The organism is Ureibacillus sinduriensis BLB-1 = JCM 15800, from assembly GCF_000772955.1.
Lineage (GTDB): Bacteria > Bacillota > Bacilli > Bacillales_A > Planococcaceae > Ureibacillus > Ureibacillus sinduriensis.
Genome location: NZ_JPVO01000053.1, coordinates 250851 through 276785, shown reverse-complemented (window position 1 = coordinate 276785; position 25935 = coordinate 250851). Strand labels below are relative to the sequence as shown.

At 38.4% G+C, this 25935-nt stretch carries 27 protein-coding genes and 1 pseudogene; 25 read left to right on the top strand and 3 right to left on the bottom strand.

Features of this window, described 5'->3' with window-relative positions:
- Positions 1-550: 550 nt before the first annotated feature.
- A complete protein-coding gene (locus CD33_RS14025) occupies positions 551-1924 on the bottom strand; it encodes an aminotransferase-like domain-containing protein (RefSeq protein ID WP_036201597.1) in 1374 nt (457 codons plus the stop codon).
- Positions 1925-2099: 175 nt separating this feature from the next.
- On the opposite strand from CD33_RS14025, the gene CD33_RS14020 reads away from it, so the two are divergent.
- The 25 genes and pseudogenes from CD33_RS14020 (at position 2100) to CD33_RS13905 (ending at position 24077) form a co-directional block, all read left to right on the top strand.
- Positions 2100-2966 carry a DMT family transporter gene (locus CD33_RS14020; RefSeq protein WP_373906704.1) on the top strand — a complete coding sequence of 289 codons (867 nt, stop codon included), beginning with the start codon at positions 2100-2102 and terminating at the stop codon, positions 2964-2966.
- 276 nt (positions 2967-3242) lie between these two features.
- On the top strand, positions 3243-4619 hold the full coding sequence (gene nhaC, locus CD33_RS14015) for a Na+/H+ antiporter NhaC (RefSeq protein WP_036201595.1): 1377 nt from the start codon (positions 3243-3245) through the stop codon (positions 4617-4619).
- Positions 4620-4784: 165 nt separating this feature from the next.
- Positions 4785-5840, top strand: a complete 1056-nt coding sequence (locus CD33_RS14010) for an ankyrin repeat domain-containing protein (protein WP_036201594.1) — start codon at positions 4785-4787, stop codon at positions 5838-5840.
- Positions 5841-6013: 173 nt separating this feature from the next.
- Positions 6014-6322, top strand: a complete 309-nt coding sequence (locus CD33_RS14005) for a hypothetical protein (RefSeq protein WP_036201592.1) — start codon at positions 6014-6016, stop codon at positions 6320-6322.
- Between the two features lie 192 nt (positions 6323-6514).
- Complete coding sequence (gene pnuC / locus CD33_RS14000; RefSeq protein ID WP_036201591.1) at positions 6515-7195, top strand: nicotinamide riboside transporter PnuC; 681 nt, start codon at positions 6515-6517, stop codon at positions 7193-7195.
- Positions 7192-8196: an AAA family ATPase gene (locus CD33_RS13995; protein WP_036201589.1), complete on the top strand. Its 1005-nt coding sequence runs from the start codon at positions 7192-7194 to the stop codon at positions 8194-8196. Before pnuC ends, CD33_RS13995 begins: the two co-directional genes overlap by 4 nt.
- Before the next feature lie 34 nt (positions 8197-8230).
- On the top strand, positions 8231-9115 hold the full coding sequence (locus tag CD33_RS13990; RefSeq protein WP_036201588.1) for an NUDIX hydrolase: 885 nt from the start codon (positions 8231-8233) through the stop codon (positions 9113-9115).
- A gap of 2 nt (positions 9116-9117) precedes the next feature.
- Positions 9118-9669 carry a riboflavin biosynthesis intermediates N-glycosidase gene (ybiA, locus tag CD33_RS13985; RefSeq protein ID WP_036201587.1) on the top strand — a complete coding sequence of 184 codons (552 nt, stop codon included), beginning with the start codon at positions 9118-9120 and terminating at the stop codon, positions 9667-9669.
- 495 nt (positions 9670-10164) lie between these two features.
- Positions 10165-10905 carry a YwqG family protein gene (locus CD33_RS13980; protein WP_036201586.1) on the top strand — a complete coding sequence of 247 codons (741 nt, stop codon included), beginning with the start codon at positions 10165-10167 and terminating at the stop codon, positions 10903-10905.
- 173 nt (positions 10906-11078) lie between these two features.
- Complete coding sequence (locus CD33_RS13975) at positions 11079-12140, top strand: suppressor of fused domain protein (RefSeq protein WP_036201585.1); 1062 nt, start codon at positions 11079-11081, stop codon at positions 12138-12140.
- Positions 12141-12256: 116 nt separating this feature from the next.
- Positions 12257-12931, top strand: a complete 675-nt coding sequence (locus CD33_RS13970; protein ID WP_036201584.1) for a hypothetical protein — start codon at positions 12257-12259, stop codon at positions 12929-12931.
- A gap of 231 nt (positions 12932-13162) precedes the next feature.
- Positions 13163-14047 carry a YwqG family protein gene (locus tag CD33_RS13965; RefSeq protein ID WP_036201583.1) on the top strand — a complete coding sequence of 295 codons (885 nt, stop codon included), beginning with the start codon at positions 13163-13165 and terminating at the stop codon, positions 14045-14047.
- Between the two features lie 759 nt (positions 14048-14806).
- Positions 14807-16456 carry a DUF6138 family protein gene (locus CD33_RS13960; protein WP_036201582.1) on the top strand — a complete coding sequence of 550 codons (1650 nt, stop codon included), beginning with the start codon at positions 14807-14809 and terminating at the stop codon, positions 16454-16456.
- 233 nt (positions 16457-16689) lie between these two features.
- Entirely contained in the window at positions 16690-17193 is a 504-nt protein-coding gene (locus CD33_RS13955) for a hypothetical protein (protein WP_258517006.1), read from the top strand.
- A 262-nt stretch (positions 17194-17455) separates the two neighbouring features.
- Positions 17456-17878 carry a DUF6678 family protein gene (locus CD33_RS13950; RefSeq protein WP_052130247.1) on the top strand — a complete coding sequence of 141 codons (423 nt, stop codon included), beginning with the start codon at positions 17456-17458 and terminating at the stop codon, positions 17876-17878.
- Positions 17879-18092: 214 nt separating this feature from the next.
- Positions 18093-18572, top strand: a pseudogene (locus tag CD33_RS13945) (GrpB family protein); the annotation flags it as partial.
- Between the two features lie 24 nt (positions 18573-18596).
- Positions 18597-18851 carry a hypothetical protein gene (locus tag CD33_RS13940; protein WP_036201580.1) on the top strand — a complete coding sequence of 85 codons (255 nt, stop codon included), beginning with the start codon at positions 18597-18599 and terminating at the stop codon, positions 18849-18851.
- A gap of 200 nt (positions 18852-19051) precedes the next feature.
- Positions 19052-19441: a hypothetical protein gene (locus tag CD33_RS13935; protein ID WP_235863221.1), complete on the top strand. Its 390-nt coding sequence runs from the start codon at positions 19052-19054 to the stop codon at positions 19439-19441.
- Between the two features lie 151 nt (positions 19442-19592).
- On the top strand, positions 19593-20195 hold the full coding sequence (locus tag CD33_RS13930; protein WP_036201579.1) for a hypothetical protein: 603 nt from the start codon (positions 19593-19595) through the stop codon (positions 20193-20195).
- A gap of 274 nt (positions 20196-20469) precedes the next feature.
- Positions 20470-20583: a YjcZ family sporulation protein gene (locus CD33_RS19960; protein ID WP_084591372.1), complete on the top strand. Its 114-nt coding sequence runs from the start codon at positions 20470-20472 to the stop codon at positions 20581-20583.
- Between the two features lie 337 nt (positions 20584-20920).
- Positions 20921-21148, top strand: a complete 228-nt coding sequence (locus CD33_RS13925; protein WP_140422953.1) for a hypothetical protein — start codon at positions 20921-20923, stop codon at positions 21146-21148.
- A 503-nt stretch (positions 21149-21651) separates the two neighbouring features.
- Positions 21652-22506, top strand: a complete 855-nt coding sequence (locus tag CD33_RS13920; RefSeq protein WP_036201577.1) for an ABC transporter ATP-binding protein — start codon at positions 21652-21654, stop codon at positions 22504-22506.
- Positions 22499-23152 carry an ABC-2 transporter permease gene (locus CD33_RS13915; protein ID WP_036201576.1) on the top strand — a complete coding sequence of 218 codons (654 nt, stop codon included), beginning with the start codon at positions 22499-22501 and terminating at the stop codon, positions 23150-23152. The genes CD33_RS13920 and CD33_RS13915 overlap by 8 nt, the downstream gene beginning before the upstream one ends.
- Positions 23152-23517 (top strand): GntR family transcriptional regulator, encoded by a 366-nt coding sequence (locus CD33_RS13910; protein WP_036201575.1) that lies wholly within the window; start codon positions 23152-23154, stop codon positions 23515-23517. Before CD33_RS13915 ends, CD33_RS13910 begins: the two co-directional genes overlap by 1 nt.
- A gap of 329 nt (positions 23518-23846) precedes the next feature.
- A complete protein-coding gene (locus CD33_RS13905; RefSeq protein WP_036201574.1) occupies positions 23847-24077 on the top strand; it encodes a zinc ribbon domain-containing protein in 231 nt (76 codons plus the stop codon).
- Positions 24078-24436: 359 nt separating this feature from the next.
- Here CD33_RS13905 and CD33_RS13900 read toward each other — a convergent pair whose 3' ends face one another.
- Both CD33_RS13900 and CD33_RS19955 read right to left on the bottom strand, forming a co-directional pair.
- Positions 24437-24619, bottom strand: a complete 183-nt coding sequence (locus tag CD33_RS13900; RefSeq protein ID WP_036201572.1) for an aspartyl-phosphate phosphatase Spo0E family protein — start codon at positions 24617-24619, stop codon at positions 24437-24439.
- An 803-nt stretch (positions 24620-25422) separates the two neighbouring features.
- Positions 25423-25563: a YrzI family small protein gene (locus CD33_RS19955; RefSeq protein WP_084591371.1), complete on the bottom strand. Its 141-nt coding sequence runs from the start codon at positions 25561-25563 to the stop codon at positions 25423-25425.
- Between the last annotated feature and the right edge of the window lie 372 nt (positions 25564-25935).

Here is a 25935-nt window from a genome sequence, read left to right as displayed (position 1 = left end):
CCCAATAAGACCATTTTTGTTGAAATAAAGGGGAACTGTCCAATAGAATAGCTCAATAAGACAACTTTTGCTGAAATAAAGGGGAAGTGTCCAATAGAGCAGTCCAAAAAGACAATTTTTGTAGCAGAATACTTTCCTGAAGGTACTGTATTTTATCTTGAATCTCTTGAAATGGACGTAGCTCAAATTTATAGAGCCTTATATGGCAAATGAGACAAAATCAATGGTTTGAAAAGTGTAATGGTATTCTAAGACCGTGATTATATGAAAGTTCAGGAGACTTCACGCTACAAGATGCCTTTATAAATTTATATATCCCCATTTTCTATGAAGTCGATATTGGACATATGCCACAATTAACATTGATTAATGGGGCTATGGCTGAAATTGATTTAGCCAATGAGAAAGGGATATTAAAACTGTCTCTGATTTAATGGCCTTTTTGATTAACAATAAAGAATATGTTGGTATGTATACTGAAAAAGTGTCGATTCCTCCTGTATATAAAGGAATCGACTTTAATTTGAGAAACGTGGAACTCTTATTGACTTTAATGATAGGATTTAAATGTGATTGGATTATATTCTTTTTTTTTACATAGATCGATGATAGTTGCTGCTAGTTGTTGAATACCAAGATCGATCTTTTGTTCATTTACTTGTGAAATGCTTAATCGGATAGCTTTCCTTTTGTTTTCCGCTAAGTACATTCTTGAAGCATTGTCTACGTATATATGTTTTTCATGAAGCAGATAAATCAATTTATCGAGATCTATATGGGAAGGCAAAAAAATCGTGAGATAAAAACCACTTTTTGGTTTTGTAAATTGTACATAGTTAGGTAAAAACACTGAACAAGCTTCTATTAATGTATTCATTTTTTTAGTGTACAATTTTTTTACGCTTTCTAAATGATATTGAAACATGCCGTTCTTTAAATAGATTTCTAATGCCCCTTGTGAAAGTGGTGATGTATTGAAATCAGTGCTAAATTTATTATGAATGAAAGACGGAATCATTGTTTCAGGGAGTACTACGGTAGCAATACGTAGCCCGGGCAAAAATACTTTCGAAAAACTCTTAACATAAATGACTCTTCCGTTAGGTTCGTACACAAACAAAGGGTCTGCTTTTGAATCCGTATCTAATTCCGCTAAGTAATCATCCTCTACAATGTACACCTCGTATTTTTCTGCAAGAGCAACGATTTTTTTCTTTTCCTCATTTGTGTAATGATGTCCCAATGGGTTGTGGCTTCTTGGGATGATGTAGAAGAATTTAATATCATTGTTCCGAAACAAATGCTCAAGTCTTTCAAAATCTATTCCTTTCATTGTTAATTCAATTCCTAACGTTGTAATCTGATTTAACTGTAAAGAATCTAGCATACCAAAGTATGTGGGTTGCTCTATTAAAATAGTTTTTTTTCCATTTGGAAACGGCATGACGCACAGAATATGAAGCGCTTGTTGTGATCCAGAAGTAATGACAAGTCGATCAGGTTTCGTGAACACCTGTAAATGTTGTAAATACTTCGCAAGCTCCTTCCGTAAGGAAAGAAGACCCTGTTGTTCACTATAAGTAAATAATTGCTCTTTATAATGGTCAATCGCCTGATTAATACAATGCTGAAAATCTTCATAAGGCATGATCCGTTTATCTGGACCAGCAGATAAAAAATCAATATCATTTTCATGGGGAATAGATATTTGGTAATCGTCCACTACGCAATAGCCGCTTTTCGGTTTGGCATAGACAAGATGCTGTTTTTCCAATGCGAGTAATGCCTTAACTACCGTATTTTTACTACATTGGAATTGTTCAGCGAGCAACCGAATCGATGGTAGTTTATCTCCTGTCTTTAACTTCTCATCCTCAATTTGTTGTTTCACCCATTCTGAAATGCTTTTATATTTTGTTGTCACAACCATTCTCCTTCGCTATCTGTCCTATGACAGATGGGAAATTCTCTTGTTTTAAAAAGAGTTGATATTCATTACAATCATGCTTAATTAGCTTAATCCTGTTAACTATGATTATGGGTTTTCTTTTTATGCTTGAAAAGGGGGAATTTGAGTGGAAAATAAAATTAAAAGAGGCATGTTATTAGGTTTTATTGGAGTAGTTTGTTTTAGTCTTACATTACCAGCTACAAGGATTTCTGTTCCTTATTTTGGAGAGACGATTGTTGGGTTAGGTAGGACAGTTATTGCAGCTAGTATCGTAGCGACTATTTTTGTCGTAAAGAAGCAATCGTTACCGAATAAAAAACAACTCAAAAGCTTGCTTATAGTCGCTGCCGGCGCTGTACTTGCCTTTCCATTATTAACTACATTTGCAATGAAATCACTGCCTGTGTCACATGGTGCAATACAATTGGCTTTATTACCGCTTGCAACAGCGGGCTTTTCTTTGTGGCGCGGGGGTGATCGACCTTCAAAACGCTATTGGATCGCTAGTGCAATTGGTGCGATAACTGTCATGATATATGCACTGGATTTAGGATTGGGGCAATTTCAAAAAGGAGATATTGCAATAATTGCTGCTGTACTTGTACTTGGATTAAGTTATGCAGAGGGTGGGCAATTATCAAAAGAGCTTGGAGGTTGGCAAGTTATTGCTTGGGCTATATTGATTGGTGCCCCGTTTTTTATAGTTCCTGTCGGCTTCAGCATTTCAGTTAATATGTTACAAGCGCCTATCGAAGCTTGGGTCAGTTTGTTTTATTTAGGTGTTGTAAGTCAATTTTTAGCATATGTTGCATGGTATGGTGGGATGTCTTTAGGGGGCATTGCAAGAGTAGGGCAGATTCAATATTTACAACCCTTTCTAATGATCGGATTTTCTGTATCATTCTTAGGAGAATCGATTACTTGGCTAACGATTGTTTTAGCTATTATCGTCGTGTTATGCGTAATATTAGGAAAAAGTGCACCCATGACAAAGAAAGAGTCACATGATAAATAATGTTTCTTTATCATAGAAGTAATGACCTATAGCTAATATAAATATTGGTTAATAAATATTTATTAATTTAATGCTCGACAAGATTATGAAATAAGAAAAGCGAAAAGTAATGCTTGTCTAGAAGTCCGTTTTAAGCCTAATACTTTGACTAATTTCATATCTAAATCTCTCCCTCTATTGACATTTAGCAAATGCGTGCTAGAATGATAACTAACTTCATTGCGTTGAAGCGTTGAAGTTTAAAGCGTGAAATTATATCATCTAGGAGTATGCAAAATGTTTTCTATTGAAGCAAAAACAAAACCGTCCGTATTCGAAGCATTAATCACCGTAATAGTAGTGATTTGTATCATTTCCATTGCGATAGGCAAGCTTGATGCTGTCCCACATATCCCAATTCTTTTATCCATTATTCTTCTTATTTTTTACGGTTTGCTAAAACGTGTACCGTTTAAAGAGTTGGAAGAAAGTATGAAATCGGGAGTCATGACAGGAATAGGAGCTATTTATATCTTCTTTTTAATCGGTATCCTGATTAGTAGCTGGATTGTTGGCGGGACAATACCAACACTTTTATATATGGGTTTTACTCTCGTATCGGCTAGTTTCTTTTATGCGATTGTATTTATCATTACTGCAATTATCGGAATAGCAATTGGTAGTTCATTGACGACTGTAGCGACGGTTGGGGTCGCTTTTGTCAGTATTGCGGGGGCTATTGATGCTTCTATGGCATTGACGGCTGGCGCCATTGTATCAGGTGCGTTTTTTGGCGATAAGATGTCTCCATTGTCAGACACTACAAATTTAGCTGCGAGCATCATCAACATTGATTTATTTGTACACATAAAAAATATGAGTTGGACAACAATCCCTGCGTTCATAATTAGCGGTGTCCTATATGCTGTTTTATCCCCTTCAACTGCAGAATTCAATAACACGACCATTGCATTCTATCAGGATAGTTTAAAAGAAGGAAATTTTGTGCATTGGTATGCGATTGTGCCACTTTTAGTCTTGATTGTTTGCACATACAAAAAAGTACCGGCATTTTTAACACTTATTGCTAGTTCCCTTGCAGCGCTTTTCTTGTCGATATTCCATACAACTTTATCTGTTAGTGATTACTGTGCCATTTTATATAGTGGATACGTTTCTGAAACAGGCGTTGAAGTAATCGATTCACTCTTAACTCGTGGCGGTATCAGCAGTATGTTCTTTACAATTATGCTCGTGGTGCTCAGCCTCAGCATGGGAGGGCTAATGTTTGCTTTAGGTATAATTCAAACATTGCTTGGCAAAATTGAAAATTTATTAAATTCAGTTGGTGCATTGATTACTGGAACGGCTTTTACTGCGATTGGTATTAATCTAGTAGTGGGGGAACAGTATTTATCGATCTTATTAACAGGGGAAGCTTTCAAGCAAAAATTTAGAGACCTGGGTTTGCATCCGAAAAATTTAAGCCGGGTGATGGAAGATGCGGGTACAGTCGTCAATCCGCTTGTACCTTGGAGTGTTTGTGGTTTGTTCATTGCCTCGATGCTCGACGTTTCTGTGATCGACTATTTGCCTTTTGCATTCTTTTGTTTACTAAGTCCGGTCCTTACGATACTATTTGGCTGGTTGAACCTGACAATAACAAGAAACTAAACGAATTCTCAATAGTAGTACAAACCAAGGACATGGTTTGTACTACTATTTTTCATGTACGAAAAACAATACATTCATATAGAAGTAAATATCACAAAAAAGGTATAAGTGGTAAAATTTAGGTGTAAAGTGAACCTAGAAATCTGATGTTGGGAGTGAGGATATATGGTCAGGAAGAAAAAGACCCTACCAAAAAATTTTGATGAATTAATTGAAACAGGCGATATATCAGCATTAAAAGAAGTATTTATTCAATGTGAGTTGGATGCACGTGGCGGTTACAGTAAATCAACTGCCTTGAGCTTCAGCAATATACCGAATGATTTGATTTGCTGGCTCGTTGAACAGGGGGCAGATATAAATGCCCGCGATAATTACGGAAGAACGCCCCTACATCAGCATGCGATGAGTTGGAACGGTAATACTAGATTGCTGCTTGATTTAGGTGCGGATATAGAAGCGGTTGATTATCAGAACGAGACCCCTTTATTTGCCGCCGCAGGTTCATTTAAGCCAAGTGCAGTTCAAACGCTGGTTTCCAGAGGCGCTAATTTCAACGCAAAAAATAAAATGAAACAGACTCCTTTGGAAAAAACTCTGATCAGGTGCAGAAACATTGATATTGTCAATGTGATGGAAGTTGCTGAAATCTTGCTTAACGCCGGGTCAATTGTAACGCAGGGAATGAAAGACTCAATAATTCGCATCGGAAACGAATTTGAGTTTCACAGAATAGGCTTCAATAAAGAATATTTGAATCAAACGGATGAGGCACTTTGCCGTCTTTATGAACTATTTGAGGTTTCCCCGATAGCGAAAAGAAAGTTCCACGACGGCACCTCTCCAATAACCATATCTACTAAAGGTTGGCAGGCGCAGCATCATGAACTCTGGAACTTGCTAATTCCTTCAAAAGGTCATGCACAAACCGTACAGGGTGAGGTAATCCGTATCACTGGTAAAGTGTCATATGAAATTTTAGATAACGGCGGTATCAACTGGGACAACGAATTTCGTCAGATGCTCGATAGTTTGAACCATTACTTTAGCTTGGGTATACCGTTGCAACCTGATGTACTTCAGAATGCAGCAATATTAACGAAAAAGCTGCACAATGGTATTGGTAATGATGAACCTGCGAAACTATGTGAATTGGCAGTCCAGTGGGTACTCAGAAATCCGAATCCTATTACTCTTGATCACCCTGTCTATAGGCGGTAACTTATGCTCCGCTATTTGGGATGGTATTTTAACTTTTGAGTGTTCGCTTTGAAGTAAACAGCAGTGATGCTTTTAGCTCTTCCATTATTCGTTTCTGTGCAGGCTACAACCGAGAAGCATCATTTTTCAACGTTTACCTAGAACAGAAATTCAGTTGAAAGGGGGGATGAAAAATGAGTGAGATAAACTCTCAAACATGCAATCTGAACATATGGTATTACTTACCTGATGAAATATGGGATAAAGTAACGAATTTATATGGGAGTATGCCGGGCTGGATAGGATATAAAAAAGGAATTCCATACTGGTTCGGGTGTGAAAATGATGATGTTTTTATCATGGCCTCGGTGGAACCTAGTGGATTATCATTTTATGGCAAGATGAGTAATGATGATTGGAGTTCCTGGATAGAAAGATTTAAATCGGAGGCGACCAAAGTAGTAGGTTTTGACGTCGGTGAACCAGAAGATGGATTTATCTGACTATACTTAAGTGTTGGACCACTCCACAAAACCATCGCCCATAAATAAACACGATCATGCATTAATGGAAAAATTTCGCTTGACCTTCGAAGATTTTCCTGTTATTTTTGATAGTAACAATATGTTATTAACAATTTGTTACTAAGTTGTGTTGTCTACTCAAAATAATTGGGAATATCGGAGGGATGCAAGATGAAGAATTTAACGGGTGGCTGGAACTTGTTCGAAATTACGTGGCTGGTGCTGTTTACCTCGATTGCTGTAGGGTTTACGGTTATTTCAAAGGACTCTTTATTCGGATTTACGGTTTTCATTACCGGAGTGCTTTGTGTAGTACTTGCAGCAAAGGGTAACCTGATGAGCTATGTTTTCGGTATGTACAATACGGTTGGTTATGCTTATTTGGCTTATATTAATGGCCTGTTTGGAGAAGTAATGCTAAATCTGCTATTCTTCGTTCCTATGAATATCATAGGTTTTTATATGTGGAAAAGTAACCGTCAAGAAGACGGGAAGTTGGCTATGCGACAGATGAACAAAATGGGGCTGCTCCAACTTGTGGTCGCTTGTGTAATTGGCTGTGTGATGCTCGGATTCGGACTTTCGTTCATTCCAGCACAAAACTCGCCTTACATCGATGCCGCTACGACGGTGCTGTCTGTTGTGGCGACCTTCTTGATGGTACGTAGGTTCAAGGAGCAATGGCTCGTTTATATTGTACTGAATTTATTTACTGTGCTGCTTTGGGCGATTCGCATGCTGGAGGGCAGTGGCGAAGGCTTACTGATGATTGTGATGTGGGGCGCTTATCTGATCAATGCTATTTATGGGTACTATGTTTGGAATAAAGGAGCCAAGGAGGCAGAGGGATGAAAAAGCTAGGACTAACATTGGGGAAGTTTGCCCCGCTGCATAAAGGCCATCAATTCATGATTGAAACGGCGCTCCAAGAAGTCGATGAATTGATTGTGGTCATTTACGATACGACGGTCACTCCGATTCCGCTCCATGTACGGGCAAATTGGATTCGCAAGCTCTATCCGGAAGTTCGGGTAATCGAAGCTTGGGATGGACCGGATGGGTATTCGGATGATAGGGAGCATGAGATTCGGGAGGAACAGTATATACTTGGTTTGCTGAACGGGGAGCAGGTAACGCATTTTTACTCAAGCGAGTTTTATGGCAAGCATATGAGCCTCGCCTTAGGTGCAGTAGATCGGCGGGTGGATGAAGCCCGCACTCGCGTTCCGATATCCGCGACGATGGTCCGTTCCGATCCTTATAAATATAGAGAGTTCGTAAGTGATATCGTGTACCGAGATTTGATCACGAAAGTGGTATTCGTTGGTGCGATGTCGACGGGGAAGTCGACAATCACCGAAGAGCTGGCCAGGCGGTATCACACGACATTCGCAAGTGAATATGGTCGCGATTATTGGACCGAGCATCAGGTGGACCGCCGAATCGACCTGGAAGCGTTTGATAAAATCGCGCTCGGTCATATAGAACGTGAAGAACAGGCAATACTAGCGGCAAACCGGTTTGTTTTCGTGGATACTAATGCGATTACGACATATATGTTCGCTTTGGATTACCATGGCCGGGCTCCCGAGCAGTTAACTCGGATTGCGCTGGAGAACGCTCAGCGTTACGATCTCTTCTTTTTGTGCGATGACGATATTCCTTACGACGATACGTGGGACCGGAGTGGCGATCAGAAGCGGCATGTTTTTCATAAACAGATCATCGCGGATTTGAAGGAACGCCGGATTCCCTATATTACGCTGCGTGGGAGCCTGGAGGAACGGATACGCAAGGTTGACGAGGTGCTGGCGAAGTTCGCGCCCTACGGAAACTATTTTGGGGAGAGCTGAAAGGTTAAATCAAATATAAAGGGGGCAATTCAAGTTGAGTTTATTGGATAAGGATGGAATTACGGAAAGTGAATTTTTGGAGCAGTACCGACCAGGGGATTACGAGCGGCCATCAGTGACGACAGATATGGTTATTTTCACTGTGACGGAAGAAGAGGCTGACAGTTACCGCAAACTGCCGGAAAAAGAGCTACGTGTCCTGCTTATCCGCCGGGGAGGACACCCCTTTCTTGGCAAATGGGCGCTTCCTGGCGGCTTTGTCCGACCGGATGAAACGACTGATCAGGCGGCAGTAAGGGAACTGCGAGAAGAAACCGGAGTGGGAGAGGTTTATTTGGAGCAGTTATACACATTCAGTGATATCGGGCGCGATCCCAGAACTTGGGTCATAAGCTGCAGCTATATGGCTCTCATCAACAGTGACAAGCTGGAGCTAAAGTCGGGGGATGATGCATCAGAAGCTGCCTGGTTCAAAGTATCTTACCGACCACTGCAGGAGCAAAAAGAGCTGATTGAGGACGGGTATATCAAGACGCGGAAGTACGAACTCGAACTTAATGGTGAAGAGAAACTTTCGGCGATCGTTTCGAGGACCACGACAGTGAAGACTACATCGACTGCTACTGAATATGAAATTGTATCGAATGATGGATTGGCTTTCGACCATGCGAAAATTATCGCATACGCTATCGAGCGGCTGAGGGGAAAAGTGAATTATACCGATATTGCACTGCACTTGATGCCGAAGTATTTTACTTTAACGGAACTGCAGCAGGTTTATGAGGTGGTTCTGGATAAAGAGCTTTTGAAGGCGGCTTTTCGTCGTAAAGTAGCCGATCTAGTGGAAGAGACCGACCTTTATACCGAAAATGCGGGGCATAGGCCCTCACGTCTATATCAAAGGCACCTGGAGGATTGACGATGATCTACAATATCGATGAGTTAAGAAAAGGATATAGTGAGGGGAGCAAATTCAAATTTGTGTTTTTCTGGGGTCATACGCCATCTAAGGACGGGAGCGTCGACAAAAGCTGCTTCAGCCAATGGTGGATGTGCCCGTTTACTATAGAAGGGACGCAATACTCCTGTGCGGAGCAGTTTATGATGGCCGAAAAGGCAAGGCTGTTCAATGATGACGAGATGCTCGAGTCCATCCTTAAAGCGGAGCATCCAAAGGAGATGAAGGCTTTTGGACGTGCGGTCCGGAACTTCGACAAAGATATTTGGGATAAGGAATGTTATGGCATCGTCAAAAGAGCCAGCTTTGCTAAATTTTCGCAGAATCCGAAGCTTGCCGATTACCTCAAACTGACGAAGAACCGCATACTCGTCGAGGCAAGCCCACGGGACCGCATTTGGGGGATCGGCATGGGCCAGTCCAATCCGGATGCGGAAAATCCCATTAAATGGCGGGGCAGAAATCTGCTTGGATTCGCGCTGATGGAAGCACGGGATGAGTTGCTGCGGAGTTAGTCCTTTATTGTGGTGATTGTTTGACCTTACGCCACTCTTCAGGGAAATATATATAATTGATTAAATCAAAGCCTGACTTAAAGAATAAAGTCTTGGAATTTTGCTCTAATGTCCAGGCCATCCATCAAGCAAATTTGTCTGGAGTTATAGAAGAGGGAGAATTTGTGATTTCAATCGTGCCTCTTTAAAAAAAATATGAACTTTTCCTTCAAGTGAATGGAAGTTTTTAGCTGGTATGGATTCTAAAGAATGGGATTACCAAAGGATTATATATCGTTCAAGCGATAAACGGGAAGTATAGGGATTTCAGGAAGATTGGCAAAGATCTGCCGGTTTCTTGCATGAAAGTTGTAAATTTTTGCCCTGAGTGAAGTGTACGCGTATATCTTTGACCTGGAAAATTGGGTATTTTGGGTAGGATGCCGGAAATTACCAAATGATGATATGTTTAAAACGGTTAAGTAAAAAGTCGTTTATTAGAATGGGAGATTTATCATGATAAAATATGAAATTCCTGAACTTTTGAAAGAACATGAAAACTTAATTAGAGGAACTTTTAGGTATAGTAATGAAATCCGTTTTAAGCGTGAAGAAACAAAACCTTGGGAAAGTAAATTAGGTGGCTGTCCTTATCTGAAAGAGATTAAAGATTATCCAACCGATGAAACTGGGAAACCTATGTTGTTTTTAGCCCAAATCAATCTGGCGGACCTTGAAAGTCTAGTTGAGTTACCAGAAAAGGGATTATTGCAGTTTTATGTTGCAAACGAAGATTTATTTGGTTTGGATGACCCGATTCTAGTGAAATACATTGAAAGTTTTGAAGAAAATGAAGAACAGCTAGTAAGGAAACATCCTTATGAAAATGAAGAATATAAGAACAATCTTCCTTTCTTATACAGCGGTAAAATGTATTTCAAAACGAGAGAAATGCCTATGTCTTCCTCCGTGGAACTGTTCCATGAAACTTTTGCGAACAGGTTATCGGAAGTGGAATATGAGAAACTGAGCGAAGATTGCTATAGTAGCGAAAGCAGAATTGGCGGTTATCCTTATTTTATTCAGCATGATTATATCGGTTTTGATGATGATGATTTTCTATTATTACAACTGGATATCGATGAGGAATGCGGCATTATGTTTGGGGATTCAGGTAATTGTGTTTTCTCTATTCCAAAGGAAGCATTAAAAAATAAGGATTTTTCACAAGTAGTGTACGACTGGCAATGCTGCTAGTTTGATACCGGTTATTCGTTCTGAAGTTTACAGGATAATTACAAGAAATGTGACTATTCCGGTAAAAAAGGTTTAACAGGCGTTTGCCAAGAGCTTTGTAATAAGACACTTTTGAGTTGCTTCTATCAATACAAAAGCAAGTAACTACTAATTTATAAGCTGGAGGAGAAAAAATGACCCAAGAAGTAAATACGACAGGGTGGAATGCAATTGAAGCGGAAGTAACGAAGTTGTACGGGGAACAGGAACCAAAGCATTATGGGACAGCGATCCCTTATATGCTGGGTGGTCAAGATCCTTTGGATGGCCTAAGCGCCTATAAAGCGGAGTTGCCTTTCCCACACTGGCATATTATAACTTTTGGTTTCTCGGAGCTCTATGAGAAGGAATCGGAAAACCCCGAATATAGCGGCTATGGATTTGAACTTACTTTTCGGGTGGCCCGCAGTAAGGATGAGGAGGAGCCTCCTGCTTGGGCATTAAACCTCCTTCAAAACATGGGACGGTATGTATTCAACAGCGGAAATGTCTTTGCTTCAGGCGATTATTTAGATGCCAATGGGCCAATCTGCTTGGGAGCCGATACACAATTGACCGCCCTTGCTTTTATACCAGATCCACAACTGGCTACACTGCATACGCCTAACGGGCGCGTTGAATTTCTTCAGATGGTTGGGATTACTGAGGATGAGCTGGAAGCTATGAAAACATGGAATACTAGAAGTTTACTAGAAGCTGGGAAAACAGAATTGCCGGGGTATATTACGGACTTATCCCGAAGTTCCATTCTGCAAGTCCCCGCTGTGCAGGAAAGTGTTCAAGTTGGAATTGAGCGTGACGGTTCGAGCACCGGATTTCTCTTTGTGGATCAGCTAGCCTGGGAGCCCGGCAAGAATGGTCTGTTCAGTAAGAAGCCGGCAGTACTTACACTCGGAGCGAAGCAGGCAGGTACGATTGGAATGCTCCTGCGTGGCCGGTTGCTTAAGGGAAAAGACTTGAGTTTAATGTGCAATGACCTAAACGTAACATTGGAGCCCGCTTCAACGACTGGAATCGAAATCGAGGAGCATAGCGTCCATTTAAAACTGGATGAAGCCGTTGTTAACGAGCTCATACACAAACTTCTGCCAAAAGAAGGAGAAATTCATTTGTCTTCTTATAAACAATTAAAACTTCAAATCGTTAAAACATACATCAAGGATCAAGAGGGAAATGTGGTATCCACTATCGGGTAGGGATTGTCTTTGCATGTAGAGCTTTTTTCGTTGAAATTCCAAAGCGACAAAATATTCACTATCGAGAATTCCTGTCCTCTGTATAAGCATAGACAACAGATAGAGGAGAGATACACATGGATAAACAGTCTTATGCAAAGTATTTGCTTCAATTATTGGACGATGAGAAGGAATCTGATGAACCAGATATTGATGAAGCTCTGTTCTATGGATATTTCCAAATGTATATGCCGGACGGAAAGGGTGTAGAAGCTACATTTAAACCTCTTGAGGATGGGCCCGCTTATTTGCAGAGAATATTACAAATCTATGAAATGCTAGCTCCCGAAGAGTTTAATGGATCAGCAGCGCCTGGCTATTTTACTAGGAAAGCCGGCAATGTACCTAATGAGAGATTAATACTTTATGGAAAGCAGTTTATTCGAGGACTAAAGGAGTTACTGTTGGAAGCTTCGACGAAGGTAGATACGGTGGATTCAGCAAATTACCTACTTGGAATCGAAGAGGTTCGAATTGTGCCTCCTGGATCGCTAGATGGAATCCGTCAGCAATACGATCCTGAAATCTATGAAACGATTTTTGATATCATCAGCGAACAGAAAGAGTACGATGAGCCGATTGAAGTTCTGGATGAGGCCTATTACTCGATTGCCTGTGATTACTGGATTTCATATTATCTTCAATGGCCCCGTTATGGATTGAATGGTGATCCGTTTGCATCATACTTTAAGCTGTACAGACGTGGATACTCAGCTATCTTCTCAGAAAACAAACTGTATATCGGCTCGTAATTACGGAGGTTAAATGAGATGACGGAACGTTTACCATGTAACATGGAATATTTTGCTGATTTAGACGACTATGCGGAAGGCATATTTTATATGTTTATTTGTCAAAGGAACATCAGTACAGCAACAATTTATCAGCAAACCTGAATTTTCCATGTCCACATTTATATGAATTTGGAAGCTTCATAGCGAGATTTATATAATAAATGATTTTACTAAAGGAAGGTGTTCGGATTGCTAAGTGAAGAACATAAAAATAAACTCGAGCGAATCGTTCATGAATATCAGTTCGAACATGCGATGGAATATTTGATTGCATCTGTTCGTCAAGGCATTCGCTTGTCAAAGAAAGAAATCGAAACATACACTGAAATCGGCCCATCTCGAGTAGGGGGCGATCCGGATCTGCCCGCCATGGTAGAATGGCCAGTGGATTCAGAAGGTACTCCGATGACGTTTTTGGCCCAACTGCGTTTGCAAGACTTGGTTCCTCATGATGTAGCAAAACTGCTGCCTGCAAAAGGCATATTATACTTTTTTGTAGGAGTGGATGAACCAGCGTATGGAATCGAGCACAAAGTGATCTATTTATCGGAAGAAGAACTACTGGAAGCTAAACGTTACCGTTCGCCTGAAGTGACTGCTCTTGAAGAAGAGTTTACCGGATATCGGGTAAGCGCTAAATCAACGATGGAACCTCCCAGTTATGGTTATGTAGATTATGAGATGGTGGAAGACGATGACCATGATTATGAACAATATGAGGAGCTATGCTTCGAGTTGAATGATGGGAATTCAAGTGATCTGGCAGTAATGTTTGGTTATCCCTCTACCCAGCACGGTGATTGTGAATATGAAGCAGCTCTTCATCTATTGACCGGCAAACCATATAACTATTCAGCCGATGCAGCATTGGAGCAGATCACTGATCATTTTAAAGGTGATTCTAACAGAGCGAGGCAGGAAGTGCAGGATACATTATTGCTGCTTGCGGTAGACTCCGATGACGATGTTGGATTCTGCTGGTGGGACGCTGGAGAATTACAGTTTTATATTCGGAAGGAAGATCTGCTTGCAGGGAACTTCTTAAACACATATTGCTCCCTCTATTCAAGCTGACCCTTTCATCTCTATGATGGTTTATATGCGATGATGGGGACCAAAGCAGTTTGCAATAAGAAGAGCCTACTTTAGAAACGGGCTCTTCTCAATTTCGGGGCATGTATTTAAACATGGTTACACTTCTATTATATTAGTTATTACTTCCTGTCCTTCGTTGGGCAACTTTATCCAAAGCTTCTTTCTGTCTTTGCCCATCAATCCTCTTAGAAACTCCGCAATAATATGGATAGAAAGGTAATCTCGATTTCATCTTCTTTATCGTCGTGAACAACTTTAGGTTCACAATCTTTTATTAAGCAAACAGTCATTCCAGGTTATATATAAATTGGTATAATATAGTAGAAGATACATGTTACGAGTCAAAGTAGCCCGAGAAGTTAAAATGGGGGGACGTTGGACACAACAATTTAAGTGATTATTTAATGGATTTGGAATTGGTGAGCAAGAGCGTATTGTGAGAAGTATTGATGGAACTTTCCAAAAGAAATGCTCCGAACCATATTTAGTGCGATAAGCAGGATGCAGCACGTTGCGACTACAAACAATGGAAAGATATCCTTCCTCCTACAAGCATGAATGTTTGAAATTTGGTGGTATGCCGGTTTGCTTGTTGCTGGAATTCATCCCCGTAAAAAGCAGGGAAAAGGCACAGTTTTTATGTCAGTTTACAACTTGTCTTGGGAAAGAAGATGATTCCCAGGAATGTGTGACATGTCGATTCGGAATGTATCTTTAGCATAAACAGGAGGACTAGGAATGGACGCAGTAGTACAAAGGTTTTTAGATGATGTGTGGGACAAGTTGATGACTATCTATACTAAAGAGAGCAAAAGAATTAGTGAGTTCATATATCGTCGTCCGCTTCAGGCTGGGGTAATGGATTATTTACAGGTCGCTTGGCGTGATGGGAAAATACAGATCGATATTGATGAACCGTTAGATTGGACTGACAGCTCTTATAAAATCGAGGCAGGTCCTTATGTTGCCAAACTCTCGGAAGAACTGATTAGAACGGAGCTTTATCCAACATTGCGTAAGCGAATAGAGGAGCTCTTTTTATCGGAAACATTGGGTCCTCGTTTTTTTGATTACCGATTCCAATTCGTACTTTCCGTTGAAATGGAAGACGAAGATATAAAATTTTTCGATCAGCTCGTAAATGTTGAGAAGCTGAACCAGCTCCGGCAATCATTTGAGAAGTTCATAACGACCAAAATCATGTCCGAACTTCCAATATTGCCAAGTGTGGATGACCAGTTTTTCTTTTCTCGTCATTTGTTAAACCCTGATTTAATCGAGCAGAAAGAAGAAGCGGTTGAACCCTTAATCCAGCGTTTATCCAGTAAGCTCAGCAGCAACAAAGAACGCTTAAACGAATGGATTGGCCAGTATACTTCGGCGTTTGATGATTGGGTACAGAATGTTTATCTTCCTCGCTATTTTAGTCGTGCAGACAGTTACTCCATGGACTTGATTGCCAAAGAGGATACAGCTCGCATAAATCCGGATGCCGATCAACTTGCATTCTTTGTGTATTGTGCTTTGCAAATCGGAAGGCAGAGACCGGGTTTGCGTGAGCGATATTTGAAATTTGCAGGCCAACTTGGGTCAAAACAGGCTGAGGATTATATCCAGTGGGGGAGCGGCAAATTCGCTCCAGCATATAAAGGGATCTACTCAGAAATTCATAATAATGATGTCACCCAGACTATTGATGTGCGAATTTTGGCCGAGGAGGAAGCAGCTTATGGGGAAGTGTTGGATCACATTACCGAATTGCTGCAAAAAGAATTTCCAAAAGAATATAACATGAAGCTGAGAAGCAAACAAAAGAACTATCTTCCTCTAAAAAAGATGGCTAAGTCCGACCTGCACCGCTTTTTTGCAGGTGCACTTACCTATCCTGCCCTTTATCCAAAATTGGAGGTGTATGCAGACATCGCTATGGAACCATATGCATGGTATAAGGATACGGAACCGAGTGAAAAATCGGTCATGCCTGGCACCTATGCGGTACTTGGATTAGGATTGTACAGCAAGGATTATTTCTCGCTCATTTCTCGTTATATGGCCATGGTGGATACGGGGCACCAAATGATACAGGAAGGTTATGCGGAAGTCTTTATTGATGCGCACGGCGTTGAACCGGATCTTATGCCAGTTTTGATCGACATTTTGCTTGCGGGAAATGACGAAGCAAGACGTGTGAAAAACTATCCAATTGATCGGATTGAGCTAGCTGAAGCGCTTATTCAAGGCCTGTCAACCAAAGAAATATATGAACGGGAACTGGTTTTATACCGCATATTCGGCAGTCTTGAAAAGCTTGAAAAGGTCGCCAAATCAAAGCAAACAATGCCTGATCTTAAGGCTAGGTTTGCAGAGCTGCTGGCTCTTGTATGTTGATTGAGGCCTGGGTCAGCCTGACTAATGAAAATCTAGCTCAAGAGATAGTAATTCAAGTTAAGTGGAACTGTTTCCCTTGATTGATAGCTTTTATGACGTTACAAAAATAACACTGAATTGGATGAGTAATGTGTGTAATAAGTAATAAAAGATGAAAGGAGAGGTTTAATATAATATACAAATTTACCGAAGTGCTGAATGATCTTATAAACTATTTCATCGTGGGAGATATTTTGCTGCTGGAAAACTGGAAAAATTCCAATCATCATTCAGATAATTTAGCATTGGAATTTACAACAACCGACAGCGGCGATCGTTTCGTGAATGAGGGTATCCTACTTCCAATGACAGGGATTGAAAACTATCCTTATACCATCATTTTTAATCTATCTGATGATACACCGGAATTGTTAAAAGCAGATAGCCGTTTGCAGATGAGACGAGACGGCTATTCGCTTAAAATTGAAAATAACATACTTATGCTTTTTACTTGGCGAATACTGGAACAATTCACCAATGAAAGAGTCAACGCTTTACTCAACCAGTATCGACAATACAAAAAGCCGTTGATTGATATTGATAACGGCTGGTACAGCATTGAGATATTGGGCGGGGAAACTATGCAGGATTCAGAGTATGAACCTACATTTGAGTTTGTTTTGAGAAGGACTGAAGAAAAGGGACCAGTGGAAATTGATATCGATTTAGAGTTTAAAATAAAAAGTTCCACCTATTAAAATTTTCTGGTAGATCGTTCATGCTTACTGAAGTTATTGTAAGTCAGTATGAAAGAGCTGAAGTTAATCAGTATACGGAGCTAGGTTTTTAATTAAACATATAAACCGTGGAGCTAATAATGGTTATTGGTAAGGAAATTAAATGTAAATATACTTCTAATAGTTAAATCAAGCTTGTGGAAATCGGTTGCAGTTGAGTCACAAATAAAAATCTCTCGCAGCCATTTCTTTAAAAAATCAATTACTAAACCGAGGTTTTACTATGGTACAAAACCAAAACAAAGCGAGAGTAATGAAGGTCATTACTGAAAGAAATTTAGTCTCAATCATGAATGATACAAAGTGGCGGGAACTCCAAGACGCGGTTATAAATAATTTGTTATTTCCGCCGCCATACCAAATAAAATATTTGTTAGAAAATCAATTACACCCGGAAGAATTTGAAGCGGATGTTTCTTATTGGGGAGATTGGAAAGAGGGCATCGTCCCATTCTATAGTGTTGAATGGATTCGAGTAAGGCCAAGATATTTGAAATATCGAGGCCGTCTGGTATCACCTGAAGTAGTAGATATTACAGATGACTTTGTCAAACTATTAATGGAATTATCAATTCCTTATCGACTACGGAGCGATACCTATTATATTTACGGTTACCTAAAAGATACAAGCATATTAACACTCTGAAGCCTTTGGGAGTCTTAAATACTAATAGTTAGTTTAAGGTAGTCAGTTCTGAAGTACGGTATGAAATTAGTAAAATAATAGTATTTACTGTTCTCATGGACGATGATTAGTCGAAATGATAGTTTATAGAGGTTAATTAAATAGTTAGTTCGAATAGGGTGGGACAAATATGAAAGAATCACTCGTATATCTCCATGATTAAAATCCAGATTGGAAAGAGTCTTTTGAATATGAGAAAATGCGAATCCTCAGTGCTTTAGGTGAAAAGGTTGTGGGAATAGAGCATATTGGAAGTACATCTATTAAGAAATTAAAAGCAAAACCAATAATTGATATTATGGTAGGTGTAAAAGATATTGATGAAGTATCTTACTTTGTTAATCCTTTGAGAGAAATAGACTATGAATATGTTCCTAAACCTGAGTTTAAAGATAGAAGGTTTTTTAGAAAGGGATTTTGGGGACAGGGTACTTGTCATCTTCATATTTGTGAATTCAATAGCAGTGAGTGGATTGAGAAAGTATTATTTCGCGATTATCTTAGGTTACATCCCCATGTAGCGTAAGAGTATGTTTCGTTAAAAAAAGAACTTGCCTCTAAATATTCATTCGATAGACCGACATATACAAAGAAAAAAGAGCCATTTATAAAAACAATTATCGAAAAAGCCAAGAAAGAAATATATACTCAATAAATTTCTCGCTTGTAAAGTAAATTGATGCTATTTGACGGTTATTCATTAATGGGCGCCATTGGTTTAGTGGATGGTATATATACGTTCTATGAGACTGTAAAAAATGTAAATACAGGTGAAGTGGTCATTCGTGAAAAAATGCAATTAAAATTCCGAACACAAGAGGAAATCCGTGATTCATTACAAAAAGCAGGCTATTCAATTCAAGTATATAGAGATTGGGAATTTAAACAAGCCACTGGCGAAACTAAATCTTTTGTTTTTCACTGTACAAAATAATTCCAGACTTCTTTCAATGATTTTCTTAATAGATTAAATAATATTATTTCAGTTAAAAAAGTTTGAAGATTAAAAATCGGGCAAAATTCTTAAATTTAAATTTGTTTTTTTCGTTAAAGGAGTGTTTATTGGAAAACAAAGAACATTAGACGCTTAACAAACATAAATAAAATGCTAATTGTGAAGGAGGAATATTTATCGTGAATCTCCAAAGACAGATGAAACATATAGATTTAATTCTTTTCCTAAGCATTATTTTTATTTGTGTATTTGGTTCAATATATTATGTTTACTTTTATACTCCTAAAAATTCTCTTGAATTATACCAAGCTATTTCCTTTGCAAATGATTTTGAAGATGCACAAAAATTAATCTTAAAAGATTACGAAGATAATTTTAAGAAAGAAGATTTTGATTATATAAATAGAATAGATACGCGTGCTAATAGTGTAAGTCAATTTACATTGTTTGAATATGATGAAAGAACTTATGTAATTATGACTTCTCCTGGAACAACAAAATTAAAAGTTCTCAAAGTAGAAACGTTGCCAGTAGATATAAGAAATTATTTTATTCAATTAGTAGACTAAAAACTCAATTATTCAACAAATTTGCGCAATACTGCATCAGGAATTATGACTTTTCAACTATTAGGGGTTAGATAGGAGTTTTTCAAAGGTTTCTGATAAATATAAGAAAAACATATGGATGACTGTTAAGTATCGTGGAAGGAGAATAGTAGTGGATATCGCACATTTTAAGGAGAACCTCTTTAAAATAAAAGAGACTTTTTTCTTTGATAAAAATGAATATCTTCGAGAAAAAACTTCAAATACTTTAAAAGTAATCCAAGTAATTCATGAGGCAGAAATCTTACTTAAAGGCAGCCATAAGGACGATAAATATTTCCTTTATGGAACACTAGGTAATTTATATAGCATAATTGGGCAGCCTAAAAAAGCTTTTAACAGTTTGACATATTGCCTTAACTATTCGGTAGAAGATAGAAATATTACAAGACAGATTGTCACGTTAATTCGACTTGGGGAGGCCCTTAAATACGATACTCATCATAAAGAAGCATTACTCAAATTTAATGAAGCCCTAAATCTTTGTATTACCAACAAAATCGATGCATACATAGACTTTGCATTGCAACACAAAGGTAAATGCCTCATGGAATTATCCTTGCTAAAAGAAGCTGAAGAATGCTTTTTAGAAGCATTGCATTTAAGGGAATTAAAAGAAGATTTCTCTTTGATCAACTCTACTAAACAAGCATTGAATTTTTTGTATAAGTTGCAACAAGAGTCCTCTATTGATGATTTAGATGTACAAGGGTAAAAATATTGGTGTCTTCAATGATCGGGCGTGTTTCTTTACTAAGTAATGCTTCTTATCTCACAATCGGGCTAAATTGGGCAATAAATTAAGTATGAGGTAGAACAAAATACATTTTTTTTAAATGCCTACAGTTTAATCACAAAATTTCCTTTTTCCTTTAAAAATTATGACAGGAGCATATTTGCTCGGTCTTTTTTTTTATTCTCCACTTTTATACCATACAGCGATGTGACTGAACCATAAAATAATATATCTAGATTAGGGAGGTGTAATTATGTCAAGTAGTTATGATGGAGGCAATTACAAGAATAACGGTAGTCAATTTGCATTGATTGTTGTTCTATTTATTTTACTAATTATTGTTGGAGCATCGTTTATGGGATACTAATTGATTTTCCACAGCATTCGAAGTTGTCATGTGGATTGATTAAACCGCCTTTGTGAATGTCGGAAGGCGGTTTTCTGTTTCGTGTTTAGATTGCAATTATTTCGCCTCTTTACGAATTATCTTCTTACGCAGAAATCATTGGTGTGAATTTTCTTCCTTGCAGGGAACAATCTTTCCACTTACCAGTAATGCGTATTATGAGCGTCGACAAACTCCCGTAATTCCTAATAATCTATATTCCTGACCGCACATGTATAACAAAGTCCTCTTAGGTAAGTGTTCAGAAGCTTGAAAGGTAACTAGCATATCCTATATTGAATAAAAAAGGAGGTGTATCATGGCGAATAATTTCCAACAATATGGCGGTTATCAGGACTACAGAGATAATGACTATGGATATGGTTATGACAGTTATGGAAGAAATCGAAGAAGAAGGAGACGTCCTCGTTATCAGTACCCGAATTTCCCATTCTATCGTATTTATCCAATCTATCCACCGTACTATCCACCGTACTATCCCTATCCATACTATAACCGACCATATAACCGACCTTATGGCTACTAATATCAGCAAGGTATACAATTTTCAAATCCGGTGACCTACTGAATCATAAGGATACTGATGTTTGTTCCTTTTATATGAATTCATATCGTCTTGTACACCCAAAGGGGATATCGTTTAGTAAGAGAGAACTGATTCAGTAGCTTTTTATAGTTTATTGTTTCAACATGGGACGCATTTCTTTTAAAGAAATGCGTCTGTTTTCATTAAAAATGCTTTTTCCTATAAAAGTTATGCTGTAACCGAATCGGGCAAACTATTGGACGTATATCAAATAAATAAAAGGACGGAAGTAAAGTACAGATCTCCAATCAAGACCAATCGCGCCCACAAGGAAAGAATTCAGTATATACATAAACGTGTTTAACTTGCACTTTGTTTGTAAGCCGATAAATATTTATGAACATTCAAATAATTAATTTATGGCAACTATTGACAAAACTACCTCGCTTGTAATATATTGTGTATACACGATATTCACAATTCGATGAGGAGGGATTTATGAAATGCTTGCATTAGACGTTCGAAACGTAAATAAGCGTTACCACAATTTTCATCTTAAAAATGTTTCGTTCCAACTGGAAAAAGGCTATATTATGGGTTTTATCGGTGAGAACGGCGCAGGGAAGACCACGACGATAAAATCAATATTGAATATGACGCACATGGATAGCGGGGAAATTCACGTATTGGGGCGAAATATGTCCGAGTACGAACTGGAGTTGAAGCAGGAAATTGGGTATGCCATGGGTGGCGTAGACTTTTACACCCGAAGCAAAGTGAAGGCCTTGACCGAAGTGATCAAAAAGTTCTACGTAAATTGGGACGATGAAACGTACCGCAATTACCTTTTGAAATTCAAGTTAGATGAAAACAAGAGGATTGCCGAGTTATCGACGGGAATGAAGGTGAAATACAATATTGCCATAGCCTTGTCCCATGGGGCAAAGCTTCTCATTTTCGACGAACCGACAAGCGGGCTCGACCCGGTTGCAAGGGACGAACTGTTGGATATTTTCCAAGGACTCGTTGCTGAAGGCGAGATTAGTATTTTGTTCTCGACACACATTACTTCAGACTTGGAAAGATGCGCTGATTTTATAACCTTCATTCAAAATGGGCAAATCGTCCGTAGCGGTGAGAAGGAAGAGTTCAAAGAATCCTATCTACTTCTAAATGGTGCTGCAACACAATTGAACCAAGTCAAGGACAGATTAATCTCCTATAAGATGAATTCTTTTGGATTTACGGGGTTGATTCTTGCAAGAGACTTCAATAACTCTTGGGACATGAAGGCAGCCACACCGAGCCTTGAGGAGATTATGGTCTATTTCGCGAAAAAGGAGGATGAATATGTATAACTTGGTGATGAAAGATGTAAGGTTGGCAATACATCCCTTTTTTTTCCTGTTTCCTTTCTTGATGGGTGCCTTAATGCTCATTCCCAATTGGATTTACTTTATCGTTCTCCTGTATTTCTGCTGGATTACGATTCCGAATTTGTTCAACCAATTTAAAGCACAAAACGATTTGATGTTTACGTCCGTGATGCCCGTCGCAAAACGAGATATGGTAAAGGCACGGGTACTTGTTATTGTCGGCTTAGAGCTATTACATCTCGTAACTGCCGCGATTTTCGGATTTATTTCGATGATTTTATATCCGGACACAAACTATCTTTTCTTCCCACCAAATATGGGATTTTGGGGGTTAAATCTTGTCATGCTTGCGATTTTTAATCTCATCTTTATCCCGTTGTTTTATAAGACGGCTTATAAATTTGGCTGGGCGCTGTTCGCTGCCGTTACAGCCGCCATGTTGTTCGCCGGAATCTCCCAGTGGCTTGGTATACAAAATGCGGTGGTGAATGATATTTTTTATGGAACCGATGCACAGCAAGTGAAGCTCCAAACCTTCATTCTGATTGCTGGAATCTTGATTTTTGTGGCACTCTCCATCATTGCCTATCGACTCGCGGTGAAACGATTCCGCCGAGTGGAAATCTAATGAACATCGCAATCTCGAACACATCCGACAAACCGATTTACCAGCAGCTTTTTGAGCAAATCTGCGCCCAAATTCTTAAAGGAGAGTTGGAAAACGGCTACTGTCTTCCACCAATCAGACAAGCAGCTCAGGAGCTTAGCATCAGTGTGATTACCGTTAAAAAGGCTTGGGAAGAACTAGAAAGAAGCGGGTTGATCCATACTGTAACGGGAAAGGGTTGTTTTGTCGCTGAACTGTCCACCGATCGGAAAATGCAAATTCGCAATGAGATGATTTTAAAGCAAATGCTTCTCGACACCTCCTACTACAAATCGTTCGGCCTTACCTTGGATGATGTGATGGAGATGTTGAAGAATATATATTAAGGCGAAGGGAGCTGTCGCGACAGCTCCTTTTGCTTTTTTCTGATCTACATAATGCTGTATATCATTTCAAAAGTGAATATCAAGGTTCATTGGAGCAAGATATATACAGATTCTTCAATAGACGGGCCCAACTCTTGTAAGGAAATGGGCTTTTTGTGGTATGGTGGCATATTATTGAATAACAACTTCTGATGAAGATTAACAAACGACGGATTTTTCATTTTAGAGGGTATTTATTTTCTGAAGTAACTATTTACTGAAGCTTTTTTCGTGTTGCTCCCGTATTTAATTAACGTATACCAAAAGGTTCTTTGGAGAGGAGAATAAGCATGTCTGAAAAAGGTTGTATAAAATGTGGAAGTAAAGACGCAAGCAAAAAGGAAGTTGCCATGACTGGAACAGGTTTATCCAAGATGTTTGATATCCAGCACAATCAGTTTATCGTTGTTTATTGCAATAACTGCGGTTATTCAGAGTTCTATAATAAACAATCTTCCGCCTCATCAAATATACTTGACTTGTTCTTTGGCTTAAAAGAAAAGTTTGTGAATATGTACTAGTCGATGCATTACTGAACAATGGTAATGCTCTTTTTCATATATGCTACATATTATCCAGCTAGGCTGTTTTTTTGTAATTGGATTTTGCGGTATATTGGTGGTAATAATTGTTTTTTTTGCTACGGCCAAGATACTAAGGGAAAGCAAAAAGAAGGACAGGGACAATAATTGTTATAAACCGATTCCTTGATAGACTTTTATTCCACAATCGGGAGCAATCCTTGAAAAAATGTGGATTATTCAGCAATAGTGCCGGATTGTAAAGGAGAGTACATACATATTTATATAAAAAATGTGGTATTGCATAATTGAATCATATGGTTCAGTTGTGAAGGAAAGGGAACGATGTAAGTCTACAACTAATTTGTTTTAGTTGCAGACCCACAAATAAGTAAATATTCATTTAAAACCTTATCAAGTGTTTGACTTAGTTTTATAGTAGTTGGATGGTTTAAACCATCCTTCATACCACTTTCTATTAATTCCGTACGAAGTACTTGTATTTTTTCCAGGTTATCACAATTTAAGAAGGTAGCTGCCATAATTACTCTCCCTATAAGTTTATACGTTTAATATACAGAAAAGGGAAAAATATGAAAATACCTAATTTATGAACAATATGAACAATATTTCGTATAACTAAATTAGAATCAAAGAGTCAAATACATAACTGTTTCAAGGGAAGTATTAACGCAACAAAATAGACTGTCGAGTAGTTACTTCAACGGTCAACAATTTTTCTACAAGGAATTGTAACTTTTTTTTCATCTCCAAAAGGAGTTATTGATGAATTAGAGCATCGTAAAGGATGGTTTGATGAAATAATACGGTAGGACAAGTAAAGCCTACCATCCAAAGTTTTTAATCTATCGATATGTAGTTTATTTAATAATTGGGCACAGTTGTTGTATAAGATTGAATTTTCAAGGTATTGATCCAAGAAGAATTAATGCTTTTTTCATTGAACTTATTGTACTAATGGGAGATTAGTGGAATAAGGGGATTAAGCAATTAAAGGCCAAATTTATCTTTAATATCGAGGATATTCATTTTTTAGAATTAGATTTTCCCTAACATTGTATATCTGCATTTTCCACAACCACTCAAGTTGCATAGGTAAAATATCGCTTTAAAAAGTTCTAAATACTCCTGAAGCAACCCGTCCTTGGTTAGAACGGGTTAGCTTTATTGAGATTTTAAATTTAGCAGTAATTTTGTCTCTTTTTATTACTTATCTTTATCCTCTAGCTAGGTTGAGTCTTTCTCCAACCATAAAATTTCATAACGTCTTTTGACCATATAAATCATCTCAATTCCCACCTTTCATGTTTTTTAATTAACAAAATTAATATTGACGAAAATAATTTTCTACTTTTCTTCGGTTCTCTTCAAAGATTTTGTTCACATGTTCATCATGAAGTGCTTTCTCCAGAGAGATTTCACGTTTTGTAATGGTTATCGTAAGAGAAAAAATGTGTAATGTCATATATAATCACCTCCTTAAATTACCCAAAAAATGAAAAAAACCGTAGAGAGATATCCCTACGGTGAAAAAAAGGCACAAAAATACCGCAGGGCGACACTTCTCCCTACGGTATGGGTATGCTTAATTACAAAAAAACTTTAAGCGATCCGTTCCGATCTGGTCGAATGTGTGATTTTCATTTTTGATGAAATTGTAACTACTAGTGACATTAAGTTAACGATAACGATCATTTCATTCGACCTCCTTAAGAATTTTTTGTTTACTTTGTAAGTATATTCATCCTTAAGCTGTTTGTAAACAATTTTTTCCAACTTTTCTAAAATTGTGCTGATAGCTGGAAAATTTTTTTGGTGCTAACATTACTAGTTACTT

Coding starts and splice junctions, on each gene's coding strand:
- CD33_RS13960 (WP_036201582.1), top strand. CDS start 14,807: ATGGACGCAGTAGTACAAAGGTTTTTAGATGATGTGTGGGACAAGTTG.
- CD33_RS13975 (WP_036201585.1), top strand. CDS start 11,079: ATGACCCAAGAAGTAAATACGACAGGGTGGAATGCAATTGAAGCGGAA.
- pnuC (WP_036201591.1), top strand. CDS start 6,515: ATGAAGAATTTAACGGGTGGCTGGAACTTGTTCGAAATTACGTGGCTG.
- CD33_RS13920 (WP_036201577.1), top strand. CDS start 21,652: ATGCTTGCATTAGACGTTCGAAACGTAAATAAGCGTTACCACAATTTT.
- CD33_RS13940 (WP_036201580.1), top strand. CDS start 18,597: ATGCTATTTGACGGTTATTCATTAATGGGCGCCATTGGTTTAGTGGAT.
- CD33_RS13900 (WP_036201572.1), bottom strand. CDS start 24,619: ATGGCAGCTACCTTCTTAAATTGTGATAACCTGGAAAAAATACAAGTA.
- CD33_RS13925 (WP_140422953.1), top strand. CDS start 20,921: ATGGCGAATAATTTCCAACAATATGGCGGTTATCAGGACTACAGAGAT.
- CD33_RS14020 (WP_373906704.1), top strand. CDS start 2,100: ATGTTATTAGGTTTTATTGGAGTAGTTTGTTTTAGTCTTACATTACCA.
- CD33_RS19955 (WP_084591371.1), bottom strand. CDS start 25,563: ATGACATTACACATTTTTTCTCTTACGATAACCATTACAAAACGTGAA.
- CD33_RS14005 (WP_036201592.1), top strand. CDS start 6,014: ATGAGTGAGATAAACTCTCAAACATGCAATCTGAACATATGGTATTAC.
- CD33_RS13950 (WP_052130247.1), top strand. CDS start 17,456: ATGGTACAAAACCAAAACAAAGCGAGAGTAATGAAGGTCATTACTGAA.
- CD33_RS13980 (WP_036201586.1), top strand. CDS start 10,165: ATGATAAAATATGAAATTCCTGAACTTTTGAAAGAACATGAAAACTTA.
- ybiA (WP_036201587.1), top strand. CDS start 9,118: ATGATCTACAATATCGATGAGTTAAGAAAAGGATATAGTGAGGGGAGC.
- CD33_RS13970 (WP_036201584.1), top strand. CDS start 12,257: ATGGATAAACAGTCTTATGCAAAGTATTTGCTTCAATTATTGGACGAT.
- CD33_RS19960 (WP_084591372.1), top strand. CDS start 20,470: ATGTCAAGTAGTTATGATGGAGGCAATTACAAGAATAACGGTAGTCAA.
- CD33_RS14010 (WP_036201594.1), top strand. CDS start 4,785: ATGGTCAGGAAGAAAAAGACCCTACCAAAAAATTTTGATGAATTAATT.
- CD33_RS13910 (WP_036201575.1), top strand. CDS start 23,152: ATGAACATCGCAATCTCGAACACATCCGACAAACCGATTTACCAGCAG.
- CD33_RS13995 (WP_036201589.1), top strand. CDS start 7,192: ATGAAAAAGCTAGGACTAACATTGGGGAAGTTTGCCCCGCTGCATAAA.
- CD33_RS13905 (WP_036201574.1), top strand. CDS start 23,847: ATGTCTGAAAAAGGTTGTATAAAATGTGGAAGTAAAGACGCAAGCAAA.
- CD33_RS13915 (WP_036201576.1), top strand. CDS start 22,499: ATGTATAACTTGGTGATGAAAGATGTAAGGTTGGCAATACATCCCTTT.
- nhaC (WP_036201595.1), top strand. CDS start 3,243: ATGTTTTCTATTGAAGCAAAAACAAAACCGTCCGTATTCGAAGCATTA.